Source organism: Nocardia flavorosea, from assembly GCF_015477805.1.
Lineage (GTDB): Bacteria > Actinomycetota > Actinomycetes > Mycobacteriales > Mycobacteriaceae > Nocardia > Nocardia flavorosea_A.
This window is the reverse complement of record NZ_JADLQL010000007.1, coordinates 272,803-298,736: the sequence shown is the minus strand read 5'-3', so window position 1 is coordinate 298,736 and position 25,934 is coordinate 272,803. Positions and strand designations below refer to the sequence as shown.

Here is a 25,934-nt window from a genome sequence, read left to right as displayed (position 1 = left end):
TGGTGTCCTCCTGGACTTGTTGTTGCTTGCAGTTGCAGCAGTGCGGATTGTTTACAAGGGGGTCGTGCAGACGCCCGGCAGGTGTTACTCGCCGGTCGCCTTGGCGATGATCTCCTTCGACACGTTGGCCGGAACCTCCGCGTACGAATCGAACACCATGGAGTAGTTCGCCCGGCCCTGGGTCTTCGACCGCAGGTCACCGATGTAGCCGAACATCTCCGAGAGCGGAACCAGCGCCTTGACGACACGGGCACCACTGCGTTCCTCCATGGCCTGGATCTGGCCACGGCGGGAGTTCAGGTCGCCGATCACATCGCCCATGTAGTCCTCGGGCGTGGTGACCTCGACCGCCATCAGCGGTTCGAGGATCACCGGACCGGCCTTGCGGGCCGCTTCCTTGAGCGCCTGCGCGCCGGCGATCTTGAACGCCATCTCCGAGGAGTCGACGTCGTGGTAGGCACCGTCGAGCAGGGTCACCTTCAGGTTGACCAGCGGGTAACCGGCGAGCACACCGTACTGCATGGCGTCCTGAGCACCCGCGTCCACCGAAGGGATGTATTCCTTCGGCACACGGCCACCGGTGACCTTGTTCTCGAACTCGTAGTGGGCGCCGTCCTCACCGACGAACGGCTCCAGGCCGATGATGACCTTCGCGAACTGACCCGAACCACCCGTCTGCTTCTTGTGGGTGAACTCGAGCTTCTCCACCGGCTTGGTGATGGTTTCGCGGTAGGCGACCTGCGGCTTGCCGACGTTCGCCTCGACCTTGAATTCGCGCTTCATCCGGTCCACGAGGATGTCCAGATGCAGCTCGCCCATACCGCCGATGACGGTCTGGCCGGTTTCGGCGTCCAGTTTCACCGTGAAGGTCGGATCTTCTTCGGCGAGCTTCTGGATCGCGGTGCCCAGCTTCTCCTGGTCGGACTTGGTCTTCGGCTCGATGGAGACCTCGATGACCGGATCCGGGAAGGTCATGGACTCCAGCACGATCTGGTTGTTCGAATCGCACAGGGTGTCACCGGTGGTGGTGTCCTTCAGGCCGATGACCGCGTAGATATGGCCGGCGCTGACCGAAGGTACCGGGTTCTCCTTGTTGGAGTGCATCTGGAACAGCTTGCCCAGACGTTCCTTCTTGCCCTTGGTCGCGTTGATGACCTGGGCCCCGGAATCGACCTTGCCCGAGTAGACGCGGATGTAGGTCAGCTTGCCGAAGAACGGATGCACGGCGATCTTGAACGCCAGCGCGGCGAACGGCTCGTCGGCACTCGGCTTACGAGTGATGACCTCGTCTTCCTTGCCGGGCACGTGACCCTGCACGGATTCGACGTCCAGCGGCGAAGGCAGGTAGTCGATCACGGCGTCGAGCATGGGCTGCACGCCCTTGTTCTTGAACGCCGAACCGCACAGCACCGGGTAGAGCTCGGAGTTGACCGTCATCTTGCGGATGGCGCCCTTGATCTCTTCGATCGTGAGCTCTTCCCCGCCGAAGAACTTGTCCAGCAGCGCCTCGTCGGACTCCGCCACCGTCTCCAGCAGTTCCTGCCGGTACTGCTCGGCCTTCTCGACCAGATCGGCCGGGATGTCGCGGAGCTCGTACTTCTCGCCCAGCTTGGTTTCGCCGGTCCAGACCTTGGCCTTCATTTCGACCAGGTCGACGACACCCTCGAACGTGTCCTCCGCACCGATCGGCAGCTGGATGACCAGCGGCCGGGCGCCGAGGCGGTCCTTGATGGTCTGCACGGTGAAGTAGAAATCCGCACCGAGCTTGTCCATCTTGTTGACGAAGCAGATCCGCGGCACGTCGTACTTGTCGGCCTGACGCCACACCTGCTCGGACTGCGGCTCCACGCCCTCCTTGCCGTCGAAGACGGCGACGGCGCCATCGAGCACGCGCAGGCTGCGCTCCACCTCGACGGTGAAGTCGACGTGGCCGGGGGTGTCGATGATGTTGATCTGGTTCTGGTTCCAGAAGCAGGTCACCGCCGCGGAGGTGATGGTGATACCACGCTCCTGCTCCTGCTCCATCCAGTCGGTGGTCGACGCACCGTCATGGGTTTCACCGAGCTTGTAATTCACACCGGTGTAGAAGAGGATGCGTTCGGTCGTAGTGGTTTTACCCGCATCGATGTGAGCCATGATGCCGATGTTGCGGACCTTGTTCAGGTCGGTGAGCACGTCCTGTGCCACGGAATTCTTCCCCGCTCGTAGCTAGTTGGGATTCTCGCCGACGACCTTGCGGTCGCCATATCTGTCAAAGCGGAAGCGGTGCTTCCGTAAGCCTCCCGACCCGAGCGATGGGCCGGACAGACATCACCAGCGGTAGTGCGCGAAGGCCCGGTTGGACTCGGCCATCTTGTGGGTGTCCTCACGGCGCTTGACCGAGGCTCCCAGACCGTTGCTGGCATCGAGCAGTTCGTTGGCCAGGCGCTCGACCATGGTCTTCTCCCGGCGGGCCCGGGAGAAGTTCACCAGCCAGCGCAGGGCCAGGGTGTTGGCGCGGCCGGGACGAACCTCGACCGGCACCTGGTAGGTGGCGCCACCGACACGACGGGGCTTGACCTCGAGCGACGGCTTGACATTGTCCAGCGCGCGCTTGAGGGTGACGACCGGATCGGTGCCGGTCTTCTCCCGCGCCTGCTCCAGCGCACCGTAGACGATGCGTTCGGCGGTGGACTTCTTACCGTCGAGCAGGATCTTGTTGACCAGCTGCGTGACCAGCGGCGACCCGTACACCGGATCGTTGATCAGCGGACGCTTGGGAGCGGGGCCCTTGCGCGGCATATCAGCTCTTCTCCTTCTTGGCGCCGTAACGGCTGCGGGCCTGCTTACGGTTCTTCACACCCTGGGTGTCGAGCGAACCGCGAATGATCTTGTAACGCACACCGGGAAGGTCCTTCACACGACCGCCGCGGACGAGCACCATCGAGTGCTCCTGCAGGTTGTGGCCTTCACCGGGGATGTAGGCCGTGACCTCGACCGCGCTGGTCAGGCGAACACGCGCGACCTTACGGAGCGCGGAGTTCGGCTTCTTCGGGGTGGTGGTGTACACGCGGGTGCACACGCCACGACGCTGCGGGCTCCCCTTGAGGGCCGCGGTCTTGGTCTTGGCGACCTTGTCGCGGCGACCCTTACGGACCAGCTGGTTGATGGTTGGCATAGACCGGCTTTCCTTTAATCGGTTCTGGCGGTGTCAGGTCTGTTCATCGAGCTTTCACCCGCACGTCCAACCACGTTTCTCGCGTCCCGGGGTCGGGCGTGTCGTGCGCAGTTCAGGGCCCGAATTACAGGCACGCTGGAATCGTCAGCCGCTCTCGCTGGCCTACGTCTGCGCTCGAACTTGCCCGTATCCTTCCGGGCACAGCCGTCCACTGTACTCGGACGCAGCGAATACGGTCAAAACAGGGTGGGAACTGTACCCCTTATCGGGCGATGTTGAGCGTGAGTTCGAGAAGCTTCTTCGCGGCGGCGCACGGGTCGGCGGTGGCGCCGGGCGACGAGTTCACCCACCACCCGATAACTCCCGAATCGGCCGCGCTGGCCGTCATCCCGCACGAGTTGGGATCGTCCGGCCGGCGTATCTCCAGCGCAATCGTGCCCTGCACCGTGGTCTTCGTGGTGATATAGCCGAGTTTGTCGTTGGTTTCCTGTTCGTTGCGCAGCGAGCCGTTCTCGTACCAGTTCAGTGTGAGCATCCCGGAACCACCGCCGATATCCCACATGCACACCGCGCCGAAGAACGAGTCTCTGATGTAGGTGTTACCGCCGAGCGCATCGATGATCTGCTGGTCGGTGACCACATCGCATTCGCGGAGCAGTTTGTCGATCTGTGCGGTGTCTACGGTTTCGCCGCCGCCGACCGGCAGGGCTGTGCCGTCCACCGTGCTACCGCAGCCGGCACCGAGGACCGCCGCCGTCAGGATCGCCGCCGACGCGGCCAGCGCGCGGATCCGGCCGTGACCGGCTCGTCCGGGGAATGTCATCGTCTCACTCCAGCCGCTCGATGGTCAGTTCGGCGAGCGCGCGGCTGCGATCACACGGATCGCCGCCGGTATTCGAATATCTGCCCAGCGCGGTCGACCATTCGAAGAAATCGTCGTCGAGCTGCACCGCCAGATCGCAGATGAGGCCCTCGGGGTCCAGCGCCGCGAAGCCGGGGCGCCCACCCACGGTGATCGGTTCCGGTGGGCGGCCGTGCGTCGTGACCCAGGCCTTCTCCCGCTCCAGCGGACTGCCCCGATACGACGCGAACGTTATGGACGAGCCACTCAGCCCGCCGGACTGCCAGTTACAACCGACCGCGTTCTTGAACGACTGGGTGATCTGGCCGAGCCCCCCGATATCGCGGACCTCGTCGTCGGTGACGTGTCCGCACTCCCCCACGAACGGACCCAGTGCGGCCACCTTGGGCGCGGGCCCCCGAGGGCCGTCGGCTTCTTCGGAGCCGGCGTCGGAACCGCACCCCGTCAGAGCAAATGCCGCGGTTAACCCGAGGACTATCGCCGACCTGATCCGCATGCTGTGAACAATACCGACGAAACCGCGGCCCCGACGGCGGTGCAGGTCGCCCATGGATCCCGCACCGCCGGTATCGGTTCAGCGCAGAGTCACCACGACCTTGCCCGCGGCGGCGCGATTTTCCAGCGCGGCCACGGCCTGTGCGGCCTGCTCCAGCGGGAACAGCACCGGCTGCGGCGGGGCGATCTTGCCGGCCTCGAGCAGTGGCCCGACCTCGGTCCACTGCTCGCTGAGGTACCCGGGATGCGACAGCATCCATTCACCCCAGCCGGCGCCGACGACCTCCACGTTCTTGAGCAGCAGCCGGTTCACCTTGACCGTGGGGATGTCACCGCCGGTGAAGCCCACCACCAGCAACCGGCCGCCGCGCGCCAGCGATCGGATGCTGTCGGTGAAGCGGTCGCCGCCCACCGGGTCGAGGACGATATCGACACCGCGGTTGCCGGTGATTTCCTTGACGCGGTCGAGCCAGCCGTCGGCGAGCACCACATCGGTGGCGCCGTGCGCCCGGGCGATTTCGGCTTTCGCCTCGGTGCTGACCACCGCGATCACCCGTCCAGCGCCCAGCGCGGTCGCCATCCGCAGGGTCGAGGTGCCGATTCCGCCGGCCGCGCCGTGCACGAGTACGGTTTCGCCGTCGGCGAGCCGGCCGCGGTTTCGCAGGCAGAAGTGCACGGTCATATCGTTGAACAGGATCCCGGCGCCCTCTTCGAAGGAGATGTTGTCCGGAAGCTTGAAAACCATCTCGGCGGCAGTGGTGGCCACCTCGGCCATGGCGTTGCCCAGCATGGTCAGGGCACAGACGCGGTCGCCGGGTTTCACGTGCGCACCCTCGGGAGCCTCCCGGACCACACCCGCGACCTCACCGCCGACGACGAACGGCATCTCGGGCTTCATCTGATACAGCCCACGGGTCATCAGCACGTCCGGGAACGCGACTCCGGCCGCGTGGACGTCGATGACGACGCCACCGGGCAGCGGTTCCGGTTCCGGGATGTCGACGATCTCGATCGCTTCGGGGCCTTCGAGTCTGCTGACCTGAGCTGCGCGCATATGCCGACCTCTTTCGTTCGTTCACCGGCGAGCATGAGACGCACCGGCTGATATGTACCAATCCATACGTCCACCTCAAACTATCCGATCATCGCCGGCACCCGCTACGCCATCGAACGGTACGGCTCGCTGAACAATGTGCCAGGTGTGGTCGGCGTGTCCAACGGCTCCGGCTATGTCGGCTACTGACACCACCCACTCCGCGTTACGCACGTCACCGTAAAGTCTTGGCACAGGAAATTCAGTAGAAGTACCGCGGCGCGACCCGCCGCGCGAGGAGCGCAAGTGTCACTCGATCAGCCACTCGCCCCGCTTCCCCAGGAGGGTATGGGGTTTGTTTCGGCGTGGCCGGTACGAGCCGGTGACGTGGACCCGTACAACCGCGTGCGTCTCGACGGCATCGCCCGCTACCTCCAGGACATCGCCTGGGAACACCTGCAGCAATCCATCCTGGAGCAGACCGACCCGCACTGGATAATCCGGCGCACGGTGATAGATGTGATCCGGCCCGTCCGGTGGCCCGACACCGTGCATCTGCTGCGCTGGTGCTCCAGTATGTCCACCCGCTGGTCGAATATGCGGGTGCGGATAACCAGCGACCGCGGGGGCCTGATCGAAACCGAGGGTTTCTGGATCAAGATCAACGAGACGAACAATATGCCCGCCCGGATCAGTGATGCGGGTTTGGCCTATCTGGCGCAGACAACCAATGAACAACGCCTGCGCTGGCGGCCGTGGCTCACCGATCCCGCGCCGCCGGAATCGGACAGCGATCTGCCGTTCCCGCTGCGTGCCACCGATATCGACCAGTACAACCACGTGAACAACGCCTGCTATTGGCAGGCGGTGGAGCGGTATCTCGTGGACCATCCCGAACTGGCGGCCGGTCCGCACCGGGCCGTGATCGAATACATCGCGCCGGTGCTGGCGCGCCGGCAGATCAGCATCCGCAGCCATTACGAACCCGGCGACAGCCACGGGAATCCCACTCTGCGTCTATGGTTCGTGGTCGACGGAATCACCACCACCATCGTGCGCATCGCGCCGCTGTAGTATTTGCGCCACCTCCGGCGGCGCGGGTTCTGTTGCTTATCCGGCATCGCCCGGACATCACCGTCGTCGTCGGCCGCGGCGACACGTACAAGAGCACCACCTAGCCGTCGAGACTCTCGAAAGTGCAGACATGGCCGCTGAGATCGGCGGATCGGGTGAGAGTCATCGCCGCAGCGCCGGCGATAGCCGCGTCGGGCCGAATTGCCGGTGTCACTGCGAGGGTCGGCCGGAGCTCACCGGACCGGTGAGCTGCACGCATACTGTGCGCCGCCGCGGAGACCGATCTCAGTGGGCGCCACGGGGAGGAAGAACATGTCGTGCTTCGGACGCCGGATACGGCGAGTATCGGCGTCCGAAGCACGACGCCCGGCTGTGCATTCGATCCACCGGCGCCGGGTAGAGACCGGATCAGTCGCTGCCTTTGGCGGCCTGGAGCAGGTCGGGGCGGGTGGTGAACTTGACCCGCGGACGCCCGGCTTCCTTCCCGGCGCCCCGCTCGGCCTGATCGATAGCCTTCCAACCGGCGCGGTCCACCAGGTCCGGCCGGCGTTGCTGTACCAGGGCCCGCAGGGCATCCCGGTCGCCGGTGGGCGCGGCCAATTTGCCGGCGATGAAATCGGCGATGAGGGCTTCGACCGTTTCCTCGGAATCGATCCGGTTCGAGCCGATGACGCCGCGGGGGCCGCGCTTGATCCAGCCGCTCACGTACACACCGGTCAGCGGGGAGCCGTCGGGACCGGTCACCCGGCCGTGTTCGTTCGGCACCACGGCACGCGTATCGTCGAACGGCAGCTCCGGCACCGGTTCCCCGCGGTAACCGATCGAGCGCAGCACCAGCGAGGCGTCGTAGCTGCCGGTGCTGTCGGTGGCGCGGGCGTTGAGCACGCCGTCCACGTCCACCAACTCGTTGTGCGCGTAATCCAGGCCCTCGACCTTGTCGGTTCCGCGAACCGCGGTAGGCGAGGCCAGATACTTGAACACGATCCGCTTGTTGCCCTCGGTGGGCGGTTTGGCGGCGTACTCCTCGGCCAGCGTGTACTTCAGCCGCAATGGCGGTTCGACCTCGGGGTCGTCGAGCACTGCCTGCGAGACGGGATCGAGTTTCAGTTCGGCCGGATCGATGACCACGTCGACCCCGGACAGGTGCGCGAGCGCCAGGAATTCCGGTGAGGTGTAGGCGGCCTGCAGCGGTCCGCGCCGGCCCAGCACCACCACCTCGCGGATATTGCTGTTGCGCAGCGCGGCGAGGGCATGGTCGGCGATATCGGTTTTGGCGAGTTCGTCGGGATGCACGGTGAGCACGCGCGCCACGTCGAGCGCGACATTGCCGTTTCCGACGATGATCGCCCGTTCCCCGGACAGATCGAACGTGCGGTCGGCGTAGTCGGGGTGCCCGTTGTACCAGGCCACGAACTCGGTGGCCGAATGGCTTCCGGGCAGCTCCTCGCCCGGTACGCCCATCCGCCGGTCCGAGGAGGCGCCGACGGCGTAGAGCACCGCATGGTGGTGCGCCAGCAGCTCCTCGTGGCTGATGTGCTCGCCGACCTCGACGTTCAGGTAGAACTGCAGGGTGTCGCGGCGGACGGCCGATTCGAACATCCCGGCCACCGTTTTGGTACCGGGGTGGTCCGGGGCCACTCCGGCGCGAACCAGACCCCACGGGGTGGGCAGCCGATCGAACATCTCCACCTGGACATCGCAACGGCGCAGTAGCTCGTCGGCGGCATAGGCGGCCGCCGGACCGGCACCGACGATCGCGACCCGCAGCGTCCCGAGGTCCTTGGGCGGGCGTACGGGGGTGGCGATCGGGTCCAGATTGGATTCCAGCGGGTGCCGCTCGAACCAGGCGGCATTGATATCGCGGAAGCGGGCCAGCGACGCGGTGAGATCGTCTTCGGAGAAGATGGCCTCCACCGGGCACGCGTCGACACAGGCGCCGCAGTCGATGCAGGTGTCGGGGTCGATGTAGAGCATTTCGGTCGTGGCGAATTCCGGCTGGTCCGGAGTCGGGCGGATGCAGTCGACCGGGCACTCGGAAACGCAGCTGGCATCGTTACAACAACGCTGCGTGATTACGTAGGCCATATTTGTGCAGATCCTCGAGACTTATGTGCGGGCTGGTGCCTTCCGGGTCACGGTGGGCAGGGCAGACAATCGGTTGCGGGCCGGGGTCACCGGCCCACCCTCCATTGTGACGCCGCTTTCAGTTTGCCTCGAGTGTGTTGTCCATCTCCGCACGGAGGGTGCTTACGGTGGTCACATGACCCGGACTCTGATCCTGATGCGGCACGGGAAGTCGGCGTACCCGCCCGGAATCGACGACCACGAACGCCCGCTGGCACCGCGCGGCCGGCGCGAAGCCGCGCTGGCCGGGGACTGGTTACGCGCCACTCAGCCGCCTATATCGGCAGTCCGCTGCTCGACCGCGACCCGCACCCGGGAGACCCTCGCGGCCACCGCGATCACCGCGCCGGTGGAATTCGATGCCGGGATCTACGAGGCGCAGCCCGACTATCTCGTCGAACTCGTCCAGCTCACCGATCCGGCGCTGTCCACATTGCTGGTGATCGGGCACGCACCGGGTATGCCGTGGGCCGCCTGGGACCTGGCGGCCGACCACGATACCGACGACGCGCAACAGCTCGGCCGCAAGTTCCCCACATCGGCCCTGGCGGTACTGCGCTTCGACCGGCCGTGGGACCGGGTAGCGCCGGGCACGGGCGACCTGGCCTTCCACATCCCGCGCTGACCGGTACGCGGGCTCAGCGCAGGAGCTTGCCGCCGAAGACGGCGCCCACGCCCAGCAGAACCAGGAGCAGGAACGCCGCCCAGCCGCCGAGCAGCCACCACACCAGTCCGAACACCACCACGATGGGGGCCACCGCGATGGTGGTGATCACCGGGCTCTCCTTGACCGTGGCCCAGGCCGAACGCGCCCGGATCCGGTCGATTTCCTTGGCCATGATCCCAGGTTACGTGCTGGTAATCGGATGCGCTGCCGGCTGCGGAATTCGGCGCTGTCCGGCTCGTGCCACGGTACGGCGGGCTGAGTACGCTGGCCCTCGGGGTCCCGGTGGCCGGCCGCGCCGCCGGGGCGGTAGTCGCAGACCGAGAGGAAGTGCGCAGATGACCGGAACGACCGAGGAGCGCGCAGTCGTCCGCAACGCGGACAAAGACCGTTACGAGGTGTTCTACGGCGGCGATCTCGCCGGTTTCGCCGAGTACACAGAACGCGGCACGGAAACCGTTTTCACCCATACCGAGGTCGATTCGGCCTTCGAAGGCAAAGGGCTCGGCAGCAAACTGGCCGCATTCGCGATTCGCGACACCATCGACCGCGGACACCGCATCCGCCCCGAATGCGCCTTCATCCGGAGCTATCTGGAGCGGCATCCCGAATATGCCGAGCATGTGACCGGCGTAGCCGGTGAGTGATCTCGACCCGCATCCGGCCGAAACGCTGTGCATGCCGGTGAACGGGCCGGGCCCGGTCGCCGAACTCTATCCGGCCCGGGAAGTGCCACTGGGCGGAGTGCGCGGCACGTACGTCGAACGCACTCTGCCGCAGCGGGATCTGCCGACCGTCGGGGCCTGGTGCTTCCTCGACTACTTCGGCGCCCCGACGGTGACCACCACGGATCTGCCGCCGGATATCGACCCGCACCCCCATATCGGCCTGCAAACGGTCACCTGGCCGCTGGAGGGCCGCATCCGGCATCGCGATTCGGTACGTTCGGATGTACTGATCGAACCGGGCCAGCTGAACCTGATGACCTCCGGCCGCGGGATCGCCCATTCCGAGTACACCGTGCCGGATGCTCCGGCCGGACGCGGACTACAGCTGTGGGTCGCGCTGCCCGACGATCACCGCGATATCGCCCCGCATTTCGAACAGCACCGGGATCTGCCGGTGCACCGCGCTCCGGGATTGCGGGCGACTGTGCTTCTCGGCACACTGGCCGGCGTCACCTCACCGGCGATGATCTACACACCGCTGGTCGGCGCGGATATCGCGATCGATCCCGCCGGCACGGCCACGCTGCGGACGAACCCGGAGTACGAGTACGCGGTCCTGGTGATCGACGGGGAAGTGACCGTGGCCGGTATCGAGACGACCCCCGGCCCGCTGCTGTACCTGGGGACCGGGCGCGCTGAACTCGAGTTGTCCAGTACCGGCGGAGGCCGGTTCGCGCTGATCGGCGGCGAGCCGCTGGCCGAGGAACTGGTGATGTGGTGGAACTTCGTCGCCCGGGAACACTCGGAGATAGCCGCGGCCCGCACGGATTGGGAGCAGCGCAATACCGCGCGTTTCGGCGATATCGCCGGTCACCCACCCGAGCAGCGCATCCCCGCGCCACCGTTACCCGGTGGCCGGCTGAAACCCCGCGGCCGCCGGCCACGCGGCTGAGTATTTCCTGCCGCGCCGCTTGCCTGGAGTCCACTCCAGGTGGCTAGCGTTGTCGGTGTTCGACGAGAGGACCCGGTTCGCCGCACAGAGACGCTGGGCCGCAACGCTTTTCAGGATCGAAGGGAATTCCGTGAGTCTTTCCGCACCGACCGGCGACAAGCCCGGCTGGGATATCCCCCGGTATACGATCGGCGCTGCCGCCCGGCACTGCGGGCTGAGCCAGGACACCCTGCGCTGGTACGAGCGGATCGGCCTGCTCTCCCATATCGGTCGCGATCACACGGGCAGACGCCGGTTCAGCGACCGTGATCTGGAATGGCTGACGCTGATCACGCGACTGCGCACCACCGGTATGTCGGTTGCCGACATGATCCGCTACGCGGAACTGGTCCGGGCCGGGGAGAACACCATCCCGGAACGGCTCGCCATGTTCCGCGCCACCCGCGCCGAGGCCCTCGACCGTATCGCCGAACTCCAGCAGACCGTGGCGGTACTGGACTACAAGATCGCGCTCTACGAGGAGCACACTGCAGCCGACGCCGCCCGGTCATCCGATAACGCCGCATCGTGAAGGGATTCCCGCGAATGACCACCCCCGCAACACTGCCGAGCACCCCTCTGGGCCCCGAGGGGATCCGGGTCGGCATCCAGGGTCTGGGCTGTATGGGTATGAGCGAGTTCTACGGTCCCACCGACCGCGCCGAAGCCCGCGCGACCCTGGACCGCGCGCTGGAACTCGGCATCACGCTGTTCGATACCGCCGATATCTACGGCTCCGGCGACAACGAAGAATTCCTGGGCGATTTCGTGCGCACCAACCGGGAACAGGTCGTGCTGGCCACCAAGTTCGCCATCGTCCGTAAACCGGACGACCCCCACTACCGCGGCATCGACAACTCCCCGGAACATATCCGCGCCGCCGTGGACGCCAGCCTGCGCCGGCTGGGAATCGACACCATCGACCTCTACTACATGCACCGGCGCGATCCCGAAGTACCCATCGAGGAGACCGTCGGCGTGATGGCCGAACTCGTCCAGCAGGGCAAGGTAGGAGCTCTCGGGCTTTCCGAGGTGACCGGGGAGGAACTGCGCGCCGCCCACGCGGTTCATCCGATCGCCGCGGTGCAATCGGAATGGTCACTGTTCTCCCGGGACGTCGAACGCACCGCGGTACCCACCGCCGCCGAACTCGGCGTCACCTTCGTTCCCTACTCGCCACTCGGCCGGGGTTTCCTCACCGGTTCGTTCGCACAAGCCGGCGAACTGAGCGATACCGATTTCCGGCGCCATATGCCGCGTTTCACCGGCGGCAACGCGGCGCACAACGCGGCCCTGCTGACGCCGCTGTACACCATCGCCGAAGAACGGGGACTCACCCCCGCGCAGATCGCCCTGGCCTGGGTGCACTCCCGGGCCGGGGAACACCAACTGCCGATCGTGCCGATCCCGGGCACCCGCCGCCGCACCCGATTGGAAGAAAACGTCGCAGCGGCCACGGTCGAGTTGACCGCCGCCGAACTGACCCGGCTGGAACCGATCGCCGAACAGGTCGCCGGCCCACGCTACGCGGATATGTCGTTCACCTCGGCCGGTCGCGAATAGGCACGCGTATGCCCGGGGTACCGCCACCACGCCGCCGAGTGGCACCGGGGCGTTACTCGGGCACTGCGAATCGCCGCTGGTCGGGCAGCGTGGCCGCAGGCGCAGTCACCGGCTCGCAGCGGTCCAAGCGCTGGGTACCGATGACGCGGAGCAGGTCCAGCTTCTCCGCGGCATCGGTACCCGGCCGCGGCCGGTAGATCAGCAGCCGCTGAGTGGCGCTGGTGGTGAGCAGCGTTTCGCAATCGAAGGCGATCGCGCCGACTTCGGGATGCACAATGCTTTTCACATCGGAAAGCCGCACGCTCACCAGATGCTCGTTCCAGAGCCGCTCGAACTCGGCACTGGCCGCGCGCAGCGCGCCCACATGATCCAGCACATCGGGGTCCTTCGCGCGCCGCGCCGCGGTGGCACGTAGATCGGCCACCTGCCGGCGTGATATCCGGTCCACATCGTCGGGCGGGCAGAAATCACGGGCCGCCGGGTCGGTGAACCACCGCCAAGCGAAGAAGCGGTTCCGGCCGGACAGCGCCGTCTGATCACCGATCAGCAGCGTGTGCAACCGGTTCTGCGCCAGCGTTTCGCCGAGGTCGGTGACGACGGCTGCCGGGGTGTCGTCGAGTTTGGCGAGGACGTGCATCATCCCCGGCCCGATGTGTTTGTCCGGGCCGCTACCGCTCGGTGGGGCATGATCGCACAGGAAGTAGACGTGGTCGCGTTCGTCGCTGGTGTACCGCAACGCCCGGGTGAGCGCGGCCAGCACCTGGGTGGATGGCCGCGGCCCCCGCGCCTGTTCCAGCCGGGTGTAGTAGTCGGTGGAGATCCCGGCGAGCGCCGCCACCTCGTCGCGCCGCAACCCCGGTGTCCGGCGGCGCGAACCGGGCGGCAGCCCGACGTCCGCGGGCGTCAACTGATCGCGACGCCGGCGAAGGAAGTCGGCGAGTTCGCTGCGGTCCATACCTCCACTGTCGCGCACCGCGGCGCCCGCAGCCAGGGATCGCCGCTCCCCCGATCAAGCGTCTCTGCCGAGGCCGCGAACGAGTCACCACAGTGGAACGCATGACTGAGACACAGATGCAGACCTCGCGGCTGGGCCGCACCGGTCCCACGGTCGGCCGTATCGGATTCGGCGCCATGGGCCTGTCGGGCGTATACGGGCCCGCAGACGAAACGGAATCGGTCGCCGCCATCCATGCCGCGCTCGACTCCGGCGCCGGCCTAATCGACACCGGCGATTTCTACGGCAGCGGCCACAACGAGATGCTGGTCGGGCGGGCGATCGCCGACCGGCCGCGCGAAGAGGTCACCCTCAGCGTGAAATTCGGCGGGATGCTGGGCCCTGATATCAGCTGGCAGGGTATGGACACCCGCCCGGCGGCGGTGAAGAACTTCCTGAGCTACAGCCTGCGCCGGCTCGGCGTGGACTATATCGATATCTACCGCCCGGCACGGCTGGATCCCGCGGTGCCGATCGAGGACACCGTCGGTGCCATCGCCGAAATGGTCGACGCCGGTTACGTCCGGCATATCGGCCTCTCCGAGGTGGGCGCCGAAACCTTGCGCCGGGCAGCCGCCGTCCACCCGATCGCCGACCTGCAGATCGAGTATTCGCTGTTCTCCCGCGGTATCGAGGCCGAGATCCTGCCCACCTGCCGCGAACTCGGTATCGGTATCACGGCCTACGGCGTGCTCAGCCGCGGCCTGCTCAGCGATTCGCTGCGTGGCCGCGACGGTGCCGGCCTGTCGGATTCCCGCGCGGGCAGTCCGCGTTTCCAGGGCGAGAACCTCAGCGCCAACCTGAAACTCGTCGATACTTTGGCGGCACTGGCCCGGGAGCGAGATGTCACCACCGCGCAGCTCGCCGTCGCCTGGGTACTCGGCCGCGGTAACGATATCGTCCCGCTCGTCGGGACGCGCAGCGCCCGGCGCTGGGCCGAATCGATCGCCGCGGCGGCGATTTCGCTCACTCCAGCAGAGCAAACCGCAATCGCCGCCGCGGTACCGGCCGCCGCGGTGAACGGCAGCCGCTATCCGGAGCCGTTGATGGCCACGCTGGACAGCGAGCGGTGAGCCGTCTCCGGTCGCCGGGCTCGCCGTCACGCAGCCTCGGAAACATCACCAGCGATAGTCGAGGAACTTCCCGTCGAAGGTGATGACAACCCGGTCACCGTCGGGGTCCGGCCGGCGGGCGAAATCGACCTTGAAGTTGATCGCGCTCATGATCCCGTCTCCGAATTCCTCGTGGATCAACTCCTTGAGCGCAGGACCGTACACGGAGATCGCTTCCACGAATCGGTAGATGGTGGGATCGTTCATCAGGGCGGGGTCGGCGCCACGGGCGGGTTGCCGGCTCAGCCCCTCCGCCACCGCATCGTCCAGTCCGAGCAGATCGCACACCTGACGTGCCTGCTCCGCTGTCATCGGATGCTGCCCCAGCAGTGCGGCCGTGGTCCAGACCAGCGGAGCTCCGAGCGCATCGGCGATGGCGGCCCATGTCAGCCCGCGCCGGATACGGGCCGCGACAACGAATTCCGCGGCGGCATTCTTGCTCATGATCGGATCCATCGAAACCTCCTGTTATCGGAAACACCGGAAATATCGAAAGCCTGCCATCACCGGGTATATACGACCGCACCCGTATCACACTGTTCACATCGCCGATACATTCGATGTCGAAATCCTCGGAGAGCCGGATACACGACGGAAAGCGGTGCCGGACGAGCTGGTGAGGACCCGGTTACACGCGTGCACTCGATTCGATACGACCCGGACATCCGGGCATCGCACACTTCGCCCACGAGCACTACAGGCGAAGGACGTGTCATGTCATACCTCAAACCGGCGGAGTTCGTCGGCGCAATGATCGACGCCGGCGAGTCGAAAGCATTCATGTCCACGCGCGATACGGTGATCCGGGCATTCATGGCGGGCGCGATACTTGCACTCGCCGCCGCGTTCGCGGTCACCATCACGGTGCAGACAGGCAATGCCCTACTCGGCGCAGTCCTTTTCCCGGTCGGCTTCTGCCTGCTCTACCTGCTGGGTTTCGACCTGTTGACCGGCGTATTCACCCTGGTGCCGCTGGCCTGGCTGGATAGACGCCCGGGGGTGAACTGGCGTACGGTACTGCGCAATTGGGTGCTCGTATTCGTCGGCAATTTCGCCGGAGCGTTCACCGTCGCCGTCATGATGGCGATCATCGTGACCATGGGTTTCTCGATGGACCCGAACGAGGTCGGCCAGCGGCTCGGTGAAATCGGCGAATCACGCACCGTCGGCTACGCCGACCACGGCGCGGCCGGAATGCTCACCCTGTTCATCCGGGGCGTGCTGTGCAACTGGATGGTTTCCACCGGCGTCGTCGCGGCGATGATGTCGACCTCGGTGTCCGGCAAGGTGATCGCCATGTGGATGCCGATCATGTTGTTCTTCTATATGGGGTTCGAACATTCGATCGTCAATATGTTTCTGTTCCCTTCCGGCCTCTTGCTGGGCGGCGATTTCTCCATCGGTGATTACCTGATCTGGAACGAAATCCCCACGGTTATCGGCAATCTGGTGGGCGGGCTGGCCTTTGTCGGCCTCACGCTGTACGCCACCCACGCGCGCACTGCCGATCCTCGGCCCCGTCCGGCGAGCGCACCGGCCGCGCAAACCGATGCGGCGCCGGCCGAGAGCAGCGGACAGGGCTGACACAGCCTTCGGCCCGCCCCGAGTGTGGAGCGGGCCGGCCTGTCTCGACCGGTCAAGCGACGAACGTCGCCACGATCGCTGCCGCGGCGGCGGCGAACACCACCGCATTACGAATCCTCTGCAACGTCCAGGTCCACGCCGGGAAACCCGCTTCGGCCGCGCGCAACAGTGCCGCAACATCTACGCGCATCAACTCCGGATCGTTCTTACGACGGAAAGCCGCACGCACCGACTCCACCGCGGTGAGATTGCTGTAGACGATAACCGCATTGCCGAGCAGCACCAGGGCGAATACCACCGTGTTCAGCGGCGCGGTCCACGCCACACCGGCGAGGTTCAGCCCGGCGACGGTGAGCAGCAGGGCGGCGATGCCGATCGGCGCGGCCGATTCATGCCCACTGGCGTCGAAGCGCATCCCGTTCTCACGCAACGCCGTGGTGCGCACCCCCTGCCGCGCCAGTTCGTTCTGCGCCTCGACCATGGCAGTCCTGCCGTATCGGTGCCGGACCAGCGGCATGCTGACGAACGCTGCGGCGATGGCAGCTGCCAGTGTGGCGACGAGGAGGTTCATGACCGGTTCCCTTCGCTCGGCACCGTCGGCACCGACTTTCACTAAGTAAAAGTACTGTAGCGCTTTACTTGCACTAAGTGCAAGCACCGTCGTTGTACTTTGTGCAAGAAGAGTCGTCAGCGATCTAGAGTCGTTCCATGCCCCGCGACACCCTCACCCGCGACCAGATCGTCGGCACCGCCATCCAACTCCTCGACGAGGAGGGCCTCGACGGACTCAATATGCGGAGCCTGGGTAAACGCCTCGATGCCGCTCCCACCGCGATGTACTGGCACGTCCAGAACAAGGACAACCTAGTCCGCCTCGCGGCAGACGAGGTCTGGGCCGAAATCACCCTGCCCGACCCATACACGATGGACTGGCGCACGGCAGCGGAAACCATGGCCGTCGATATGTACAAGATGATGAACCGGCATCCCTGGCTGGTACAGGCACAGGCGTCGCATCTGCTGTACGGCGAGAACAAGTCCCGCCACGACGACCACGCCCTCGCCGTCTACGACCACGCGGGATTCGCCCCCGCAGAAGCAGACCGCGCCGTGGCCGCAGTCTTCATGTTCGTCCTCGGGAATGCCGTGGGCGCGGCAGCGAATATATCCCTGCGCCGCCGCTTCTCCGCCAAAGGCGGCGATCCGGACACAAAACTCACCGAAGCCCTCGACTCCGCCACCGAGGTCGCCCGCCGATTCCCCCGCCTACGCGCCCGCATCGAATCCGCCGCCGGCACAGGCTACAACGAAAGCCCCAGCAACAGTTTCGAATTCGGCCTGAACGCGCTCCTCGATGGCCTTCGGGGTCACACGACTGCCGAGGAAACCGCATAGTCGCCGACCGGCCCCGGCATTCGCTGCCCGGGCCGGCCGGCGAAGTCCGGGTTGAGCGCTCGGAACAACCGACGCGGCAACACCGCTACCGCCAACTGCCGGCACGAACGCCATCGGCCCCGCACCGAAACGGTGCGGGGCCGATGTGCTGTTACCGAACGAACCGACTACCGGTAGTCGCTGAACCCGTAGTCGTCCAGCGGAACCGCGGCACCGGTGGTGGCGCCGAAGCCCTCCGGGCTGTAGTAGGTGTCGTCGTAGGACGGCACCGCGTACGCCGCGGCACGGGCCTCCTCGGTCGGCTGAACCTGGATGTTGCGGTACCGGTTGATACCGGTACCGGCCGGGATCAGCTTACCGATGATCACGTTCTCCTTGAGGCCGATGAGCCGGTCGGAGCGGCAGTTGATCGCCGCGTCCGTCAGGACTCGGGTGGTCTCCTGGAAGGACGCCGCCGACAGCCACGAATCGGTGGCCAGCGACGCCTTGGTGATACCCATCAGCACCGGACGGCCGGCCGCGGGCTCGCCGCCCTCGGCGACGACCCGGCGGTTGGACGCCTCGAACTCGGCGCGCTCGGTGAGCGAACCGGGCAGGAACTCGGTGGCACCCGAATCGATGATCGTCACCCGGCGCAGCATCTGGCGGACGATGACCTCGATGTGCTTGTCGTGGATCGACACACCCTGCGAGCGGTAGACCTCCTGGACCTCGTGGACCAGATGGATCTGCACCTGCCGGGGGCCCATCACGCGCAGCACCTCGTGCGGATCCGCCGCGCCTTCCAGCAACTGCTGGCCGACCTCGACGTGGTCACCGTCGGCCAGCAGCCGCTCGGAACCGTCGTCGTGCTTGAAGACACGCAGCCGCTGACGCTTGGACAGCTTGTCGTAGACCACTTCGTCGCCACCGTCATCGGGGATGATGGTGATCTTGTAGAAGCGATCGTCGTCCTCCAGCCGCACGCGGCCCGAGACCTCGGCGATCGGGGCCTTGCCCTTGGGCACGCGGGCCTCGAACAGCTCCTGCACACGCGGCAGACCGCCGGTGATGTCATCACCCGCGACACCACCCTGGTGGAAGGTACGCATGGTCAGCTGCGTACCGGGCTCACCGATGGACTGGGCGGCGACGATACCGACGGCCTCGCCGATATCGACCAGCTTGCCGGTCGCCATCGAACGGCCGTAGCAGACCGCGCAGACACCGGTGCCGGTGCCACAGGTCAGCACGGAGCGGACCCGGACCTCGGTGATACCGGCCTCCAGCAGCGCCTCGATGGCCGGATCGCCGAGATCGGCGCCCTTGGCCACCACCACGTTGCCGGCGGAATCCACCGCATCGGACGCGAGCGTCCGGGCGTAGGCGGAGGTCTCCACATGCGCGTCGCGGATCATGGTGCCGTCCGGCTGCTTCTCCGCGATATGCACCACGATCCCGCGCTCGGTGGAGCAGTCGGTTTCGCGCACGATCACGTCCTGCGAAACGTCCACCAGACGACGGGTCAGGTAACCCGAGTCGGCGGTACGCAACGCGGTATCGGCCAGACCCTTACGAGCACCGTGGGTGTTGATGAAGTACTCGAGAACGGTCAGGCCCTCACGGAACGAGGATTTGATCGGCCGCGGGATGAACTCACCCTTCGGGTTCGTCACCAGGCCCTTCATTCCCGCGAGGGTACGGGTCTGGGTGAAGTTACCCGTGGCGCCCGAATCGACGATCGTGATGATCGGGTTATCGGCCGGGTAGTGCGCCCGCAGCGCCTTACCGACCTCTTCGGTCGCTTCCTGCCAGATCTTGACCAGCGCGTTGTTGCGCTCCTGGTGATCGAGCGCACCACGCTGGTACTTCTTCTCGATCTGATCGGACTGCGCCTCGTAGCGTTCCATGATCTCGGCCTTCTCCGGCGGAACGAGCACGTCCGACATGGAGACGGTGACACCCGAACGCGTGGCCCAGTAGAAGCCGGCGTCCTTGAGCTTGTCCACGGTCTGCGCGACCACGATCATCGGGTACCGCTCGGCGAGATCGTTGATGATCGTCGCCTGCCGCTTCTTGGGCATCGGCTCGTTGATGAACGCGTAGTCCCCGGGCAGCAGTTCGTTGAACAGCACCCGGCCCAGCGTGGTCTGGATGGTCCATGCGTCGCCGCGGCGCCAGCCGTCCGGGAACAGCTCCGCTTCGATCTCCTTGGGCGGACGCTGATCGGTCAGCCGCACCTTGATGTTGGATCGCACGGTCAGCTCACCGCGGTCGACCGCCATCTGCGCTTCGGCCGGCGAGGAGAACACACCCGTCTCCGGACCGTCGGCGGTGGCGGGCCGGTACTCGCCCTTGGCGCCCTCGTCGAAGCGCGTCAGGTAGTACAGACCGGTCACCATGTCCAGGCGGGGCATGGCCAGCGGCCGGCCGGACGCCGGCGACAGGATGTTGTTCGAGGACAGCATCAGGATGCGGGCCTCGGCCTGCGCCTCCGCCGACAGCGGCAGGTGCACGGCCATCTGGTCACCGTCGAAGTCGGCGTTGAACGCCTCACAGACGAGCGGGTGCAGCTGAATGGCCTTACCTTCCACCAGCTGCGGTTCGAAGGCCTGGATACCGAGGCGGTGCAGGGTCGGCGCACGGTTCAACAGCACCGGATGCTCGGCGATGACCTCTTCGAGCACATCCCACACCTGCGGTCGCTGCCGCTCCACCATCCGCTTGGCGGATTTGATGTTCTGCGCGTGGTTCAGGTCGACCAGGCGCTTCATCACGAACGGCTTGAACAGCTCCAGCGCCATCAGCTTCGGCAGACCGCACTGGTGCAGTTTCAGCTGCGGGCCGACGACGATGACCGAACGGCCGGAGTAGTCGACACGCTTGCCGAGCAGGTTCTGGCGGAACCGGCCCTGCTTACCCTTGAGCAGATCGCTCAAAGACTTCAGCGGGCGGTTACCCGGGCCGGTGACCGGCCGGCCGCGGCGGCCGTTGTCGAACAGTGCGTCCACGGATTCCTGCAGCATCCGCTTCTCGTTGTTGACGATGATCTCGGGCGCACCGAGATCGATCAGTCGCTTCAGACGGTTGTTGCGGTTGATCACGCGGCGGTACAGGTCGTTCAAGTCGGAGGTGGCGAAGCGGCCACCGTCGAGCTGAACCATCGGCCGCAGTTCCGGCGGGATCACCGGAACGGCGTCGAGCACCATACCCATGGGCGAGTTGCCGTTGGTCTGGAAGGCAGCCACGACCTTGAGCCGCTTGAGCGCGCGCAGCTTCTTCTGCCCCTTACCGCTGCGGATGGTCTCCCGCAGGTTCTCGGCCTCGGCCTCGATATCGAAGTTCTCCATCAGCTTCTGGATGGATTCCGCACCCATCGCGCCGGTGAAGTACTCGCCGTAGCGGTCCTGCAGTTCGCGGTAGAGCACCTCGTCCACGATCAGCTGCTTGGGAGCCAGCTTGGTGAAGGTGTTCCAGATCTCCTCGAGCCGGTCCAGCTCACGCTGGGCACGGTCGCGGAGCTGCTTCATCTCGCGTTCGCCGCCGTCCTTCACCTTGCGGCGAACGTCGGACTTGGCGCCCTCGGCCTCGAGCTCGGCGAGGTCGGCCTCGAGCTTCTGGGCCCGGGCCTCGAGATCGGCGTCACGCTGATCGGTGACGGTCTTCTTCTCGACCTCCATCTCGGCTTCGAGTGTCGACAGCTCGTTGTGCCGCATCTCGTCGTCGACGGCGGTGATGACGTAGGCGGCGAAGTAGATGATCTTTTCCAGATCCTTCGGCGCCAGATCGAGTAGGTAGCCGAGCCGGCTCGGCACACCCTTGAAGTACCAGATGTGGGTGACCGGGGCGGCCAGCTCGATATGGCCCATCCGCTCACGGCGCACCTTGGCGCGGGTCACCTCGACGCCGCAGCGTTCACAGATGATGCCCTTGAAGCGGACGCGCTTGTACTTACCGCAGTAGCACTCCCAGTCCCGGGTGGGACCGAAGATCTTCTCGCAGAACAAGCCGTCCTTCTCCGGCTTGAGCGTGCGGTAGTTGATGGTCTCCGGTTTCTTAACCTCGCCGTAGGACCAGTTACGGATGTCCTCGGCGGTGGCCAGGCCGATCCGGAGTTCATCGAAGAAGTTGACGTCTAGCACGTAACTTCCTTTCCCCTGTGCGGGTCGAATACGAGCAAAAGTTCTCTATTGGTTCGAACGCGCCGGCCGGGTGCCGAGTCGTGACTACGGCACCCGGCAGGCGCCCTAGTTCGCCAGATCGTCGACGGTGGCCGCTTCGTTGCGGGACAGGTTGATGCCCAGGTTGGCCGCCGCCCGCTCCAGGTCCTCGTCGTCGCCGTCACGCATCTCGATCGCGGCGCCGTCGGAGGACAGCACCTCGACATTGAGGCACAGCGACTGGAGTTCCTTGAGCAGAACCTTGAACGATTCCGGAATGCCCGGCTCCGGAATGTTCTCGCCCTTGACGATCGCCTCGTAGACCTTCACCCGGCCCACCACGTCGTCGGACTTGATGGTCAGCAGTTCCTGCAGGGTGTAGGCGGCACCGTAGGCCTGCATGGCCCAGCATTCCATTTCACCGAAACGCTGACCACCGAACTGCGCCTTACCACCCAGCGGCTGCTGCGTGATCATCGAGTACGGGCCGGTCGAACGGGCGTGGATCTTGTCGTCGACCAGGTGGTGCAGCTTCAGGATGTACATGTAGCCGACGGCCACCGGGTACGGGAACGGTTCGCCGGACCGGCCGTCGAACAGCATCGCCTTACCGTCGTCGTCGACCATGCGCTCGCCGTCACGGTTGGGCAGGGTCGAGGCGAGCAGACCGGTGAGCTCCTCTTCCCGCGCACCATCGAAGACCGGGGTGGCGATATTGGAGTCGGCCGGGGCACCCAGCATCTGCTCGGGCAGCGCCTGCGCCCAATCCGGGCGGGTGCCGTCTGTGGCGATATCGACCTTCCAGCCCGCCTTGCCGATCCAGCCGAGGTGGGTTTCCAGGATCTGGCCGATATTCATACGACGCGGCACACCGTGGGTGTTCAGGATGATGTCGACCGGGGTGCCGTCCGGCAGGAACGGCATATCCTCGATCGGCAGGATCTTGCCGATAACACCCTTGTTGCCGTGGCGGCCGGCCAGCTTGTCGCCGTCCTGGATCTTGCGCTTCTGCGCGACGTACACCCGGACCAACTCGTTGACGCCCGGAGGCAGATCGTCGTCGTCCTCGCGGGAGAACACCCGGATACCGATGACCTTGCCGGATTCACCGTGCGGCACCTTCAGCGAGGTATCGCGCACCTCGCGCGCCTTCTCCCCGAAGATCGCGCGCAGCAGCCGCTCCTCGGGGGTCAGCTCGGTTTCACCCTTCGGCGTGACCTTGCCGACCAGGATGTCGCCGTCGCGGACCTCGGCACCGATCCGCACGATGCCCCGCTCGTCCAGATCGGCGAGCACCTCGTCGGAGACGTTCGGGATATCCCGGGTGATCTCCTCGGCGCCCAGCTTGGTGTCGCGGGCGTCGATCTCGTGCTCTTCGATATGGATCGAGGTGAGGACGTCGTCCTCCACGAGGCGCTGCGACAGGATGATCGCGTCCTCGTAGTTGTGGCCTTCCCACGGCATGATCGCGACGAGCAGGTTCTTGCCCAGCGCCATCTCACCGTTCTCGGTGCACGGCCCGTCGGCCAGGACCTGGCCGAACTCGACCCGCTGGCCCTCGTCCACGATCGGCCGCTGGTTGGCGCAGGTGCCCTGGTTGGAGCGGGCGAACTTACGCATCCGGTAGCTGCGGCGGGTGCCGTCGTCGTGCATGACGGTGATGTAGTCGGCGGAGACCTCCTCCACCACACCGGGCTTCTCGTTCACCACCACATCGCCGGCGTCGACCGCGGCACGCAACTCCATCCCGGTGCCGACCACAGGCGCCTCGGAACGGATCAGCGGTACGGCCTGACGCTGCATGTTCGCGCCCATGAGGGCACGGTTGGCGTCGTCGTGCTCGAGGAACGGAATCATGGCGGTCGCCACCGACACCATCTGGCGCGGCGAGACGTCCATGTAGTCGACCTCGGCCGGGGAGACGAACTCCATCTCCTCGTTGCCCTTACGGGCCAGGATGCGATCGTCGACGAACCGACCGTCCGCGCCGACCGCCGAATTGGCCTGGGCGCGCGTGTGCCGGTCTTCTTCGTCGGCGGTCAGGTACACGACCTCGTCGGTGACCACACCGTCGACGACCTTCCGGTACGGCGTCTCGATGAAACCGAACGGGTTGACCCGGGCATATACCGCCAGCGAGCCGATCAGCCCGATGTTCGGGCCTTCCGGGGTCTCGATCGGGCACATCCGGCCGTAGTGCGACGGGTGCACGTCGCGAACCTCGAGGCCGGCGCGCTCGCGGGACAGACCACCCGGGCCCAGCGCGTTGAGGCGGCGCTTATGGGTCAGACCCGACAGCGGATTGTTCTGGTCCATGAACTGCGACAGCTGCGAGGTGCCGAAGAATTCCTTGATCGCCGCCACGACGGGACGGATGTTGATCAGGGTCTGCGGCGTGATGGCCTCGACGTCCTGGGTGGTCATGCGCTCACGCACGACCCGTTCCATCCGGGACAGACCCACGCGGATCTGGTTCTGGATCAGCTCGCCGACGGTACGGATACGACGGTTGCCGAAGTGGTCGATATCGTCGACCTCCACCGGAACCTCGACGCCGCCGGGAACGGTCATCACCCGATCGCCCTGGTGCAGACGAACCAGGTACTCGATGATCGCGACGATATCGTCGCGGGTCAGCACCGAACCGGTGACCGGTTCGCCGACATTGATGCCCAGCTTCTTGTTGACCTTGTACCGGCCGACGCGAGCCAGGTCGTAACGCTTCTCCTTGAAGAACAGGTTCTCCAGCAGGGTCTGCGCGGATTCCTTGGTCGGCGGCTCGCCCGGACGCAACTTCCGGTAGATATCGAGCAGTGCCTCGTCCTGGCCGGCGGTGTTGTCCTTCTCCAGGGTGGACATCATGATCTCGGAGAAGCCGAAACGCTCGGCGATCTCCTCGTTGGTCCAGCCGAGGGCCTTGAGCAGAACGGTGACCGGCTGCCGGCGCTTGCGGTCGATACGCACACCGACGGTATCGCGCTTGTCGACGTCGAACTCCAGCCAGGCGCCGCGACTCGGGATGACCCGGACGCTGTGCAGATCCTTCTCGGTGCTCTTGTCGACCGACTGGTCGAAGTAGACGCCCGGCGAACGGACCAGCTGGGACACCACGACGCGTTCGGTGCCGTTGATGATGAAGGTGCCCTTATCGGTCATCATCGGGAAATCGCCCATGAAGACCGTCTGGCTCTTGATCTCACCGGTGTTGTTGTTGATGAACTCCGCGGTGACGAACAACGGCGCCGCGTAGGTCATGTCCTTGTCTTTGCACTCGTCGATGGAGGCCTTGACCTCTTCGAAGCGCGGGTCGGAGAAGGACAGGGACATCGAGCCGGAGAAATCCTCGATCGGCGAGAGCTCCTCGAGAACTTCTTCGAGCCCGCCGACCAGCCCGCCGTCGCCGCGAGCGGCGGCCCGCTCACGCCATTCCGGCGTGCCGACCAGCCAGGCGAAAGATTCCGTTTGTAGATCGAGAAGTCCGGGCACCTCCAGCGGCTCCCGGAGCTTCGCGAAAGACACCCGCAACGGAGCCCCGGGGATACCTCCGGAAACTCCCAGCTTCGTATTGGCGCTTGTCTGGGTGGAGACTGCCAAGATGCGTCCTTCCAGCACCTCACGCGCGTCGCGTGGTGGTCCGCGACCGTCGCTTGTCTGCTACATTTTGGGATTCTCGCTGGTCACGACCCGAACGAGACTCGAACAGCAAACAACGGAAGCAACACCGGAAGGGTGGGACTTTCGTAGTGCGATCAAGGTATGGACAGGAGGCAGCCAGCGCAACGTCCAAACCTACACCCACCTACATGGAGGTGTCAAAGTACCACCCTCGCGAACCGCTGCGCGGCTGACGCGCCGGGCCGGTTTCGCTGGCTGCGTTCCGGGCCACGGCCGGGGCCGCCGAGGAACCGATTCGGCGTGGGTGGTCGTGCACTACGGAGGCAACTGATGCTGCCTCCAATAGCGTGACTGGTCCGGCGAAACTCGTCAAGTGCACGTGCCGACCTGGTGGTCTGCCGGATTGCCGGGCGCAGTACAAGATCAGTGGCAACGGCGCCGGACCCGGGCCGGCGGCCCCCGCG

General features: G+C 65.7%; 22 protein-coding genes. 9 read left to right on the top strand and 13 right to left on the bottom strand.

The features are described from left to right. Positions 1–84 precede the first annotated feature (84 nt). The 6 genes from fusA to IU448_RS27440 all read right to left on the bottom strand — a co-directional run bounded on the left by fusA (position 85) and on the right by IU448_RS27440 (position 5,568). Positions 85–2,187 carry an elongation factor G gene (gene fusA, locus IU448_RS27465; protein ID WP_195058589.1) on the bottom strand — a complete coding sequence of 701 codons (2,103 nt, stop codon included), beginning with the start codon at positions 2,185–2,187 and terminating at the stop codon, positions 85–87. 123 nt (positions 2,188–2,310) lie between these two features. Further along, a complete protein-coding gene (gene rpsG / locus IU448_RS27460) occupies positions 2,311–2,781 on the bottom strand; it encodes a 30S ribosomal protein S7 (protein ID WP_014353063.1) in 471 nt (156 codons plus the stop codon). Position 2,782: 1 nt separating this feature from the next. Then, positions 2,783–3,157 carry a 30S ribosomal protein S12 gene (gene rpsL / locus IU448_RS27455; RefSeq protein WP_014353064.1) on the bottom strand — a complete coding sequence of 125 codons (375 nt, stop codon included), beginning with the start codon at positions 3,155–3,157 and terminating at the stop codon, positions 2,783–2,785. Positions 3,158–3,419: 262 nt separating this feature from the next. Further along, complete coding sequence (locus tag IU448_RS27450) at positions 3,420–3,980, bottom strand: DUF3558 domain-containing protein (RefSeq protein ID WP_195058588.1); 561 nt, start codon at positions 3,978–3,980, stop codon at positions 3,420–3,422. 4 nt (positions 3,981–3,984) lie between these two features. Beyond that, the gene (locus tag IU448_RS27445; RefSeq protein WP_195058587.1) at positions 3,985–4,515 is read right to left on the bottom strand and encodes a DUF3558 domain-containing protein; all 531 of its coding nucleotides are present in this window, start codon (positions 4,513–4,515) and stop codon (positions 3,985–3,987) included. Between the two features lie 78 nt (positions 4,516–4,593). Then, on the bottom strand, positions 4,594–5,568 hold the full coding sequence (locus IU448_RS27440; RefSeq protein ID WP_195058586.1) for an NADPH:quinone oxidoreductase family protein: 975 nt from the start codon (positions 5,566–5,568) through the stop codon (positions 4,594–4,596). Between the two features lie 285 nt (positions 5,569–5,853). Here IU448_RS27440 and IU448_RS27435 point away from each other — a divergent pair, with 285 nt between their 5' ends. Further along, positions 5,854–6,621 (top strand): acyl-[acyl-carrier-protein] thioesterase, encoded by a 768-nt coding sequence (locus IU448_RS27435; RefSeq protein ID WP_195058585.1) that lies wholly within the window; start codon positions 5,854–5,856, stop codon positions 6,619–6,621. A gap of 408 nt (positions 6,622–7,029) precedes the next feature. On the opposite strand, the gene IU448_RS27430 is transcribed toward IU448_RS27435, so the two are convergent. Then, positions 7,030–8,706: a 4Fe-4S binding protein gene (locus tag IU448_RS27430; RefSeq protein WP_195058584.1), complete on the bottom strand. Its 1,677-nt coding sequence runs from the start codon at positions 8,704–8,706 to the stop codon at positions 7,030–7,032. Between the two features lie 175 nt (positions 8,707–8,881). Here IU448_RS27430 and IU448_RS27425 point away from each other — a divergent pair, with 175 nt between their 5' ends. After that, positions 8,882–9,370 carry a SixA phosphatase family protein gene (locus tag IU448_RS27425; RefSeq protein ID WP_195058583.1) on the top strand — a complete coding sequence of 163 codons (489 nt, stop codon included), beginning with the start codon at positions 8,882–8,884 and terminating at the stop codon, positions 9,368–9,370. A gap of 13 nt (positions 9,371–9,383) precedes the next feature. Here the strand turns inward: IU448_RS27425 and IU448_RS27420 are convergent, their stop codons facing one another. Next, positions 9,384–9,584, bottom strand: a complete 201-nt coding sequence (locus tag IU448_RS27420) for a hypothetical protein (RefSeq protein ID WP_228814401.1) — start codon at positions 9,582–9,584, stop codon at positions 9,384–9,386. A gap of 163 nt (positions 9,585–9,747) precedes the next feature. On the opposite strand from IU448_RS27420, the gene IU448_RS27415 reads away from it, so the two are divergent. The 4 genes from IU448_RS27415 (at position 9,748) to IU448_RS27400 (ending at position 12,631) form a co-directional block, all read left to right on the top strand. After that, positions 9,748–10,056 (top strand): GNAT family N-acetyltransferase, encoded by a 309-nt coding sequence (locus tag IU448_RS27415; protein ID WP_195058582.1) that lies wholly within the window; start codon positions 9,748–9,750, stop codon positions 10,054–10,056. Next, entirely contained in the window at positions 10,049–11,029 is a 981-nt protein-coding gene (locus IU448_RS27410; RefSeq protein ID WP_195058581.1) for a pirin family protein, read from the top strand. The genes IU448_RS27415 and IU448_RS27410 overlap by 8 nt, the downstream gene beginning before the upstream one ends. 130 nt (positions 11,030–11,159) lie before the next feature. Further along, complete coding sequence (locus IU448_RS27405) at positions 11,160–11,600, top strand: MerR family transcriptional regulator (protein ID WP_195058580.1); 441 nt, start codon at positions 11,160–11,162, stop codon at positions 11,598–11,600. Between the two features lie 14 nt (positions 11,601–11,614). Further along, complete coding sequence (locus IU448_RS27400) at positions 11,615–12,631, top strand: aldo/keto reductase (protein WP_195058579.1); 1,017 nt, start codon at positions 11,615–11,617, stop codon at positions 12,629–12,631. Positions 12,632–12,683: 52 nt separating this feature from the next. Here the strand turns inward: IU448_RS27400 and IU448_RS27395 are convergent, their stop codons facing one another. Further along, a complete protein-coding gene (locus IU448_RS27395) occupies positions 12,684–13,586 on the bottom strand; it encodes a helix-turn-helix transcriptional regulator (protein WP_195058578.1) in 903 nt (300 codons plus the stop codon). A gap of 101 nt (positions 13,587–13,687) precedes the next feature. On the opposite strand from IU448_RS27395, the gene IU448_RS27390 reads away from it, so the two are divergent. Further along, complete coding sequence (locus IU448_RS27390) at positions 13,688–14,698, top strand: aldo/keto reductase (protein WP_228814395.1); 1,011 nt, start codon at positions 13,688–13,690, stop codon at positions 14,696–14,698. Positions 14,699–14,743: 45 nt separating this feature from the next. Here IU448_RS27390 and cynS read toward each other — a convergent pair whose 3' ends face one another. Then, positions 14,744–15,193, bottom strand: coding sequence for a cyanase (cynS, locus tag IU448_RS27385; RefSeq protein ID WP_195058577.1), 450 nt, complete (start codon positions 15,191–15,193; stop codon positions 14,744–14,746). A gap of 258 nt (positions 15,194–15,451) precedes the next feature. Between cynS and IU448_RS27380 the strand changes: the two genes are divergently transcribed. Next, a complete protein-coding gene (locus IU448_RS27380; protein WP_195058576.1) occupies positions 15,452–16,321 on the top strand; it encodes a formate/nitrite transporter family protein in 870 nt (289 codons plus the stop codon). A 52-nt stretch (positions 16,322–16,373) separates the two neighbouring features. Here IU448_RS27380 and IU448_RS27375 read toward each other — a convergent pair whose 3' ends face one another. Beyond that, on the bottom strand, positions 16,374–16,892 hold the full coding sequence (locus IU448_RS27375) for a hypothetical protein (RefSeq protein WP_195058575.1): 519 nt from the start codon (positions 16,890–16,892) through the stop codon (positions 16,374–16,376). Positions 16,893–17,029: 137 nt separating this feature from the next. On the opposite strand from IU448_RS27375, the gene IU448_RS27370 reads away from it, so the two are divergent. Further along, the gene (locus IU448_RS27370) at positions 17,030–17,716 is read left to right on the top strand and encodes a TetR/AcrR family transcriptional regulator C-terminal domain-containing protein (protein WP_195058574.1); all 687 of its coding nucleotides are present in this window, start codon (positions 17,030–17,032) and stop codon (positions 17,714–17,716) included. Between the two features lie 167 nt (positions 17,717–17,883). Here IU448_RS27370 and IU448_RS27365 read toward each other — a convergent pair whose 3' ends face one another. Continuing rightward, positions 17,884–21,837 carry a DNA-directed RNA polymerase subunit beta' gene (locus IU448_RS27365; protein ID WP_195058573.1) on the bottom strand — a complete coding sequence of 1,318 codons (3,954 nt, stop codon included), beginning with the start codon at positions 21,835–21,837 and terminating at the stop codon, positions 17,884–17,886. Positions 21,838–21,942: 105 nt separating this feature from the next. Continuing rightward, the gene (locus tag IU448_RS27360; protein ID WP_195058572.1) at positions 21,943–25,467 is read right to left on the bottom strand and encodes a DNA-directed RNA polymerase subunit beta; all 3,525 of its coding nucleotides are present in this window, start codon (positions 25,465–25,467) and stop codon (positions 21,943–21,945) included. Positions 25,468–25,934: the final 467 nt, after the last annotated feature.

Bases quoted from the DNA above. Each gene is read 5' to 3' on its own strand.
- rpsL (WP_014353064.1), bottom strand. From the start codon at position 3,157: ATGCCAACCATCAACCAGCTGGTCCGTAAGGGTCGCCGCGACAAGGTC.
- IU448_RS27430 (WP_195058584.1), bottom strand. From the start codon at position 8,706: ATGGCCTACGTAATCACGCAGCGTTGTTGTAACGATGCCAGCTGCGTT.
- cynS (WP_195058577.1), bottom strand. From the start codon at position 15,193: ATGGATCCGATCATGAGCAAGAATGCCGCCGCGGAATTCGTTGTCGCG.
- IU448_RS27380 (WP_195058576.1), top strand. From the start codon at position 15,452: ATGTCATACCTCAAACCGGCGGAGTTCGTCGGCGCAATGATCGACGCC.
- IU448_RS27450 (WP_195058588.1), bottom strand. From the start codon at position 3,980: ATGACATTCCCCGGACGAGCCGGTCACGGCCGGATCCGCGCGCTGGCC.
- IU448_RS27415 (WP_195058582.1), top strand. From the start codon at position 9,748: ATGACCGGAACGACCGAGGAGCGCGCAGTCGTCCGCAACGCGGACAAA.
- IU448_RS27445 (WP_195058587.1), bottom strand. From the start codon at position 4,515: ATGCGGATCAGGTCGGCGATAGTCCTCGGGTTAACCGCGGCATTTGCT.
- IU448_RS27420 (WP_228814401.1), bottom strand. From the start codon at position 9,584: ATGGCCAAGGAAATCGACCGGATCCGGGCGCGTTCGGCCTGGGCCACG.
- IU448_RS27390 (WP_228814395.1), top strand. From the start codon at position 13,688: ATGACTGAGACACAGATGCAGACCTCGCGGCTGGGCCGCACCGGTCCC.
- IU448_RS27375 (WP_195058575.1), bottom strand. From the start codon at position 16,892: ATGAACCTCCTCGTCGCCACACTGGCAGCTGCCATCGCCGCAGCGTTC.
- IU448_RS27370 (WP_195058574.1), top strand. From the start codon at position 17,030: ATGCCCCGCGACACCCTCACCCGCGACCAGATCGTCGGCACCGCCATC.
- rpsG (WP_014353063.1), bottom strand. From the start codon at position 2,781: ATGCCGCGCAAGGGCCCCGCTCCCAAGCGTCCGCTGATCAACGATCCG.
- IU448_RS27425 (WP_195058583.1), top strand. From the start codon at position 8,882: ATGACCCGGACTCTGATCCTGATGCGGCACGGGAAGTCGGCGTACCCG.
- IU448_RS27440 (WP_195058586.1), bottom strand. From the start codon at position 5,568: ATGCGCGCAGCTCAGGTCAGCAGACTCGAAGGCCCCGAAGCGATCGAG.
- IU448_RS27395 (WP_195058578.1), bottom strand. From the start codon at position 13,586: ATGGACCGCAGCGAACTCGCCGACTTCCTTCGCCGGCGTCGCGATCAG.
- IU448_RS27400 (WP_195058579.1), top strand. From the start codon at position 11,615: ATGACCACCCCCGCAACACTGCCGAGCACCCCTCTGGGCCCCGAGGGG.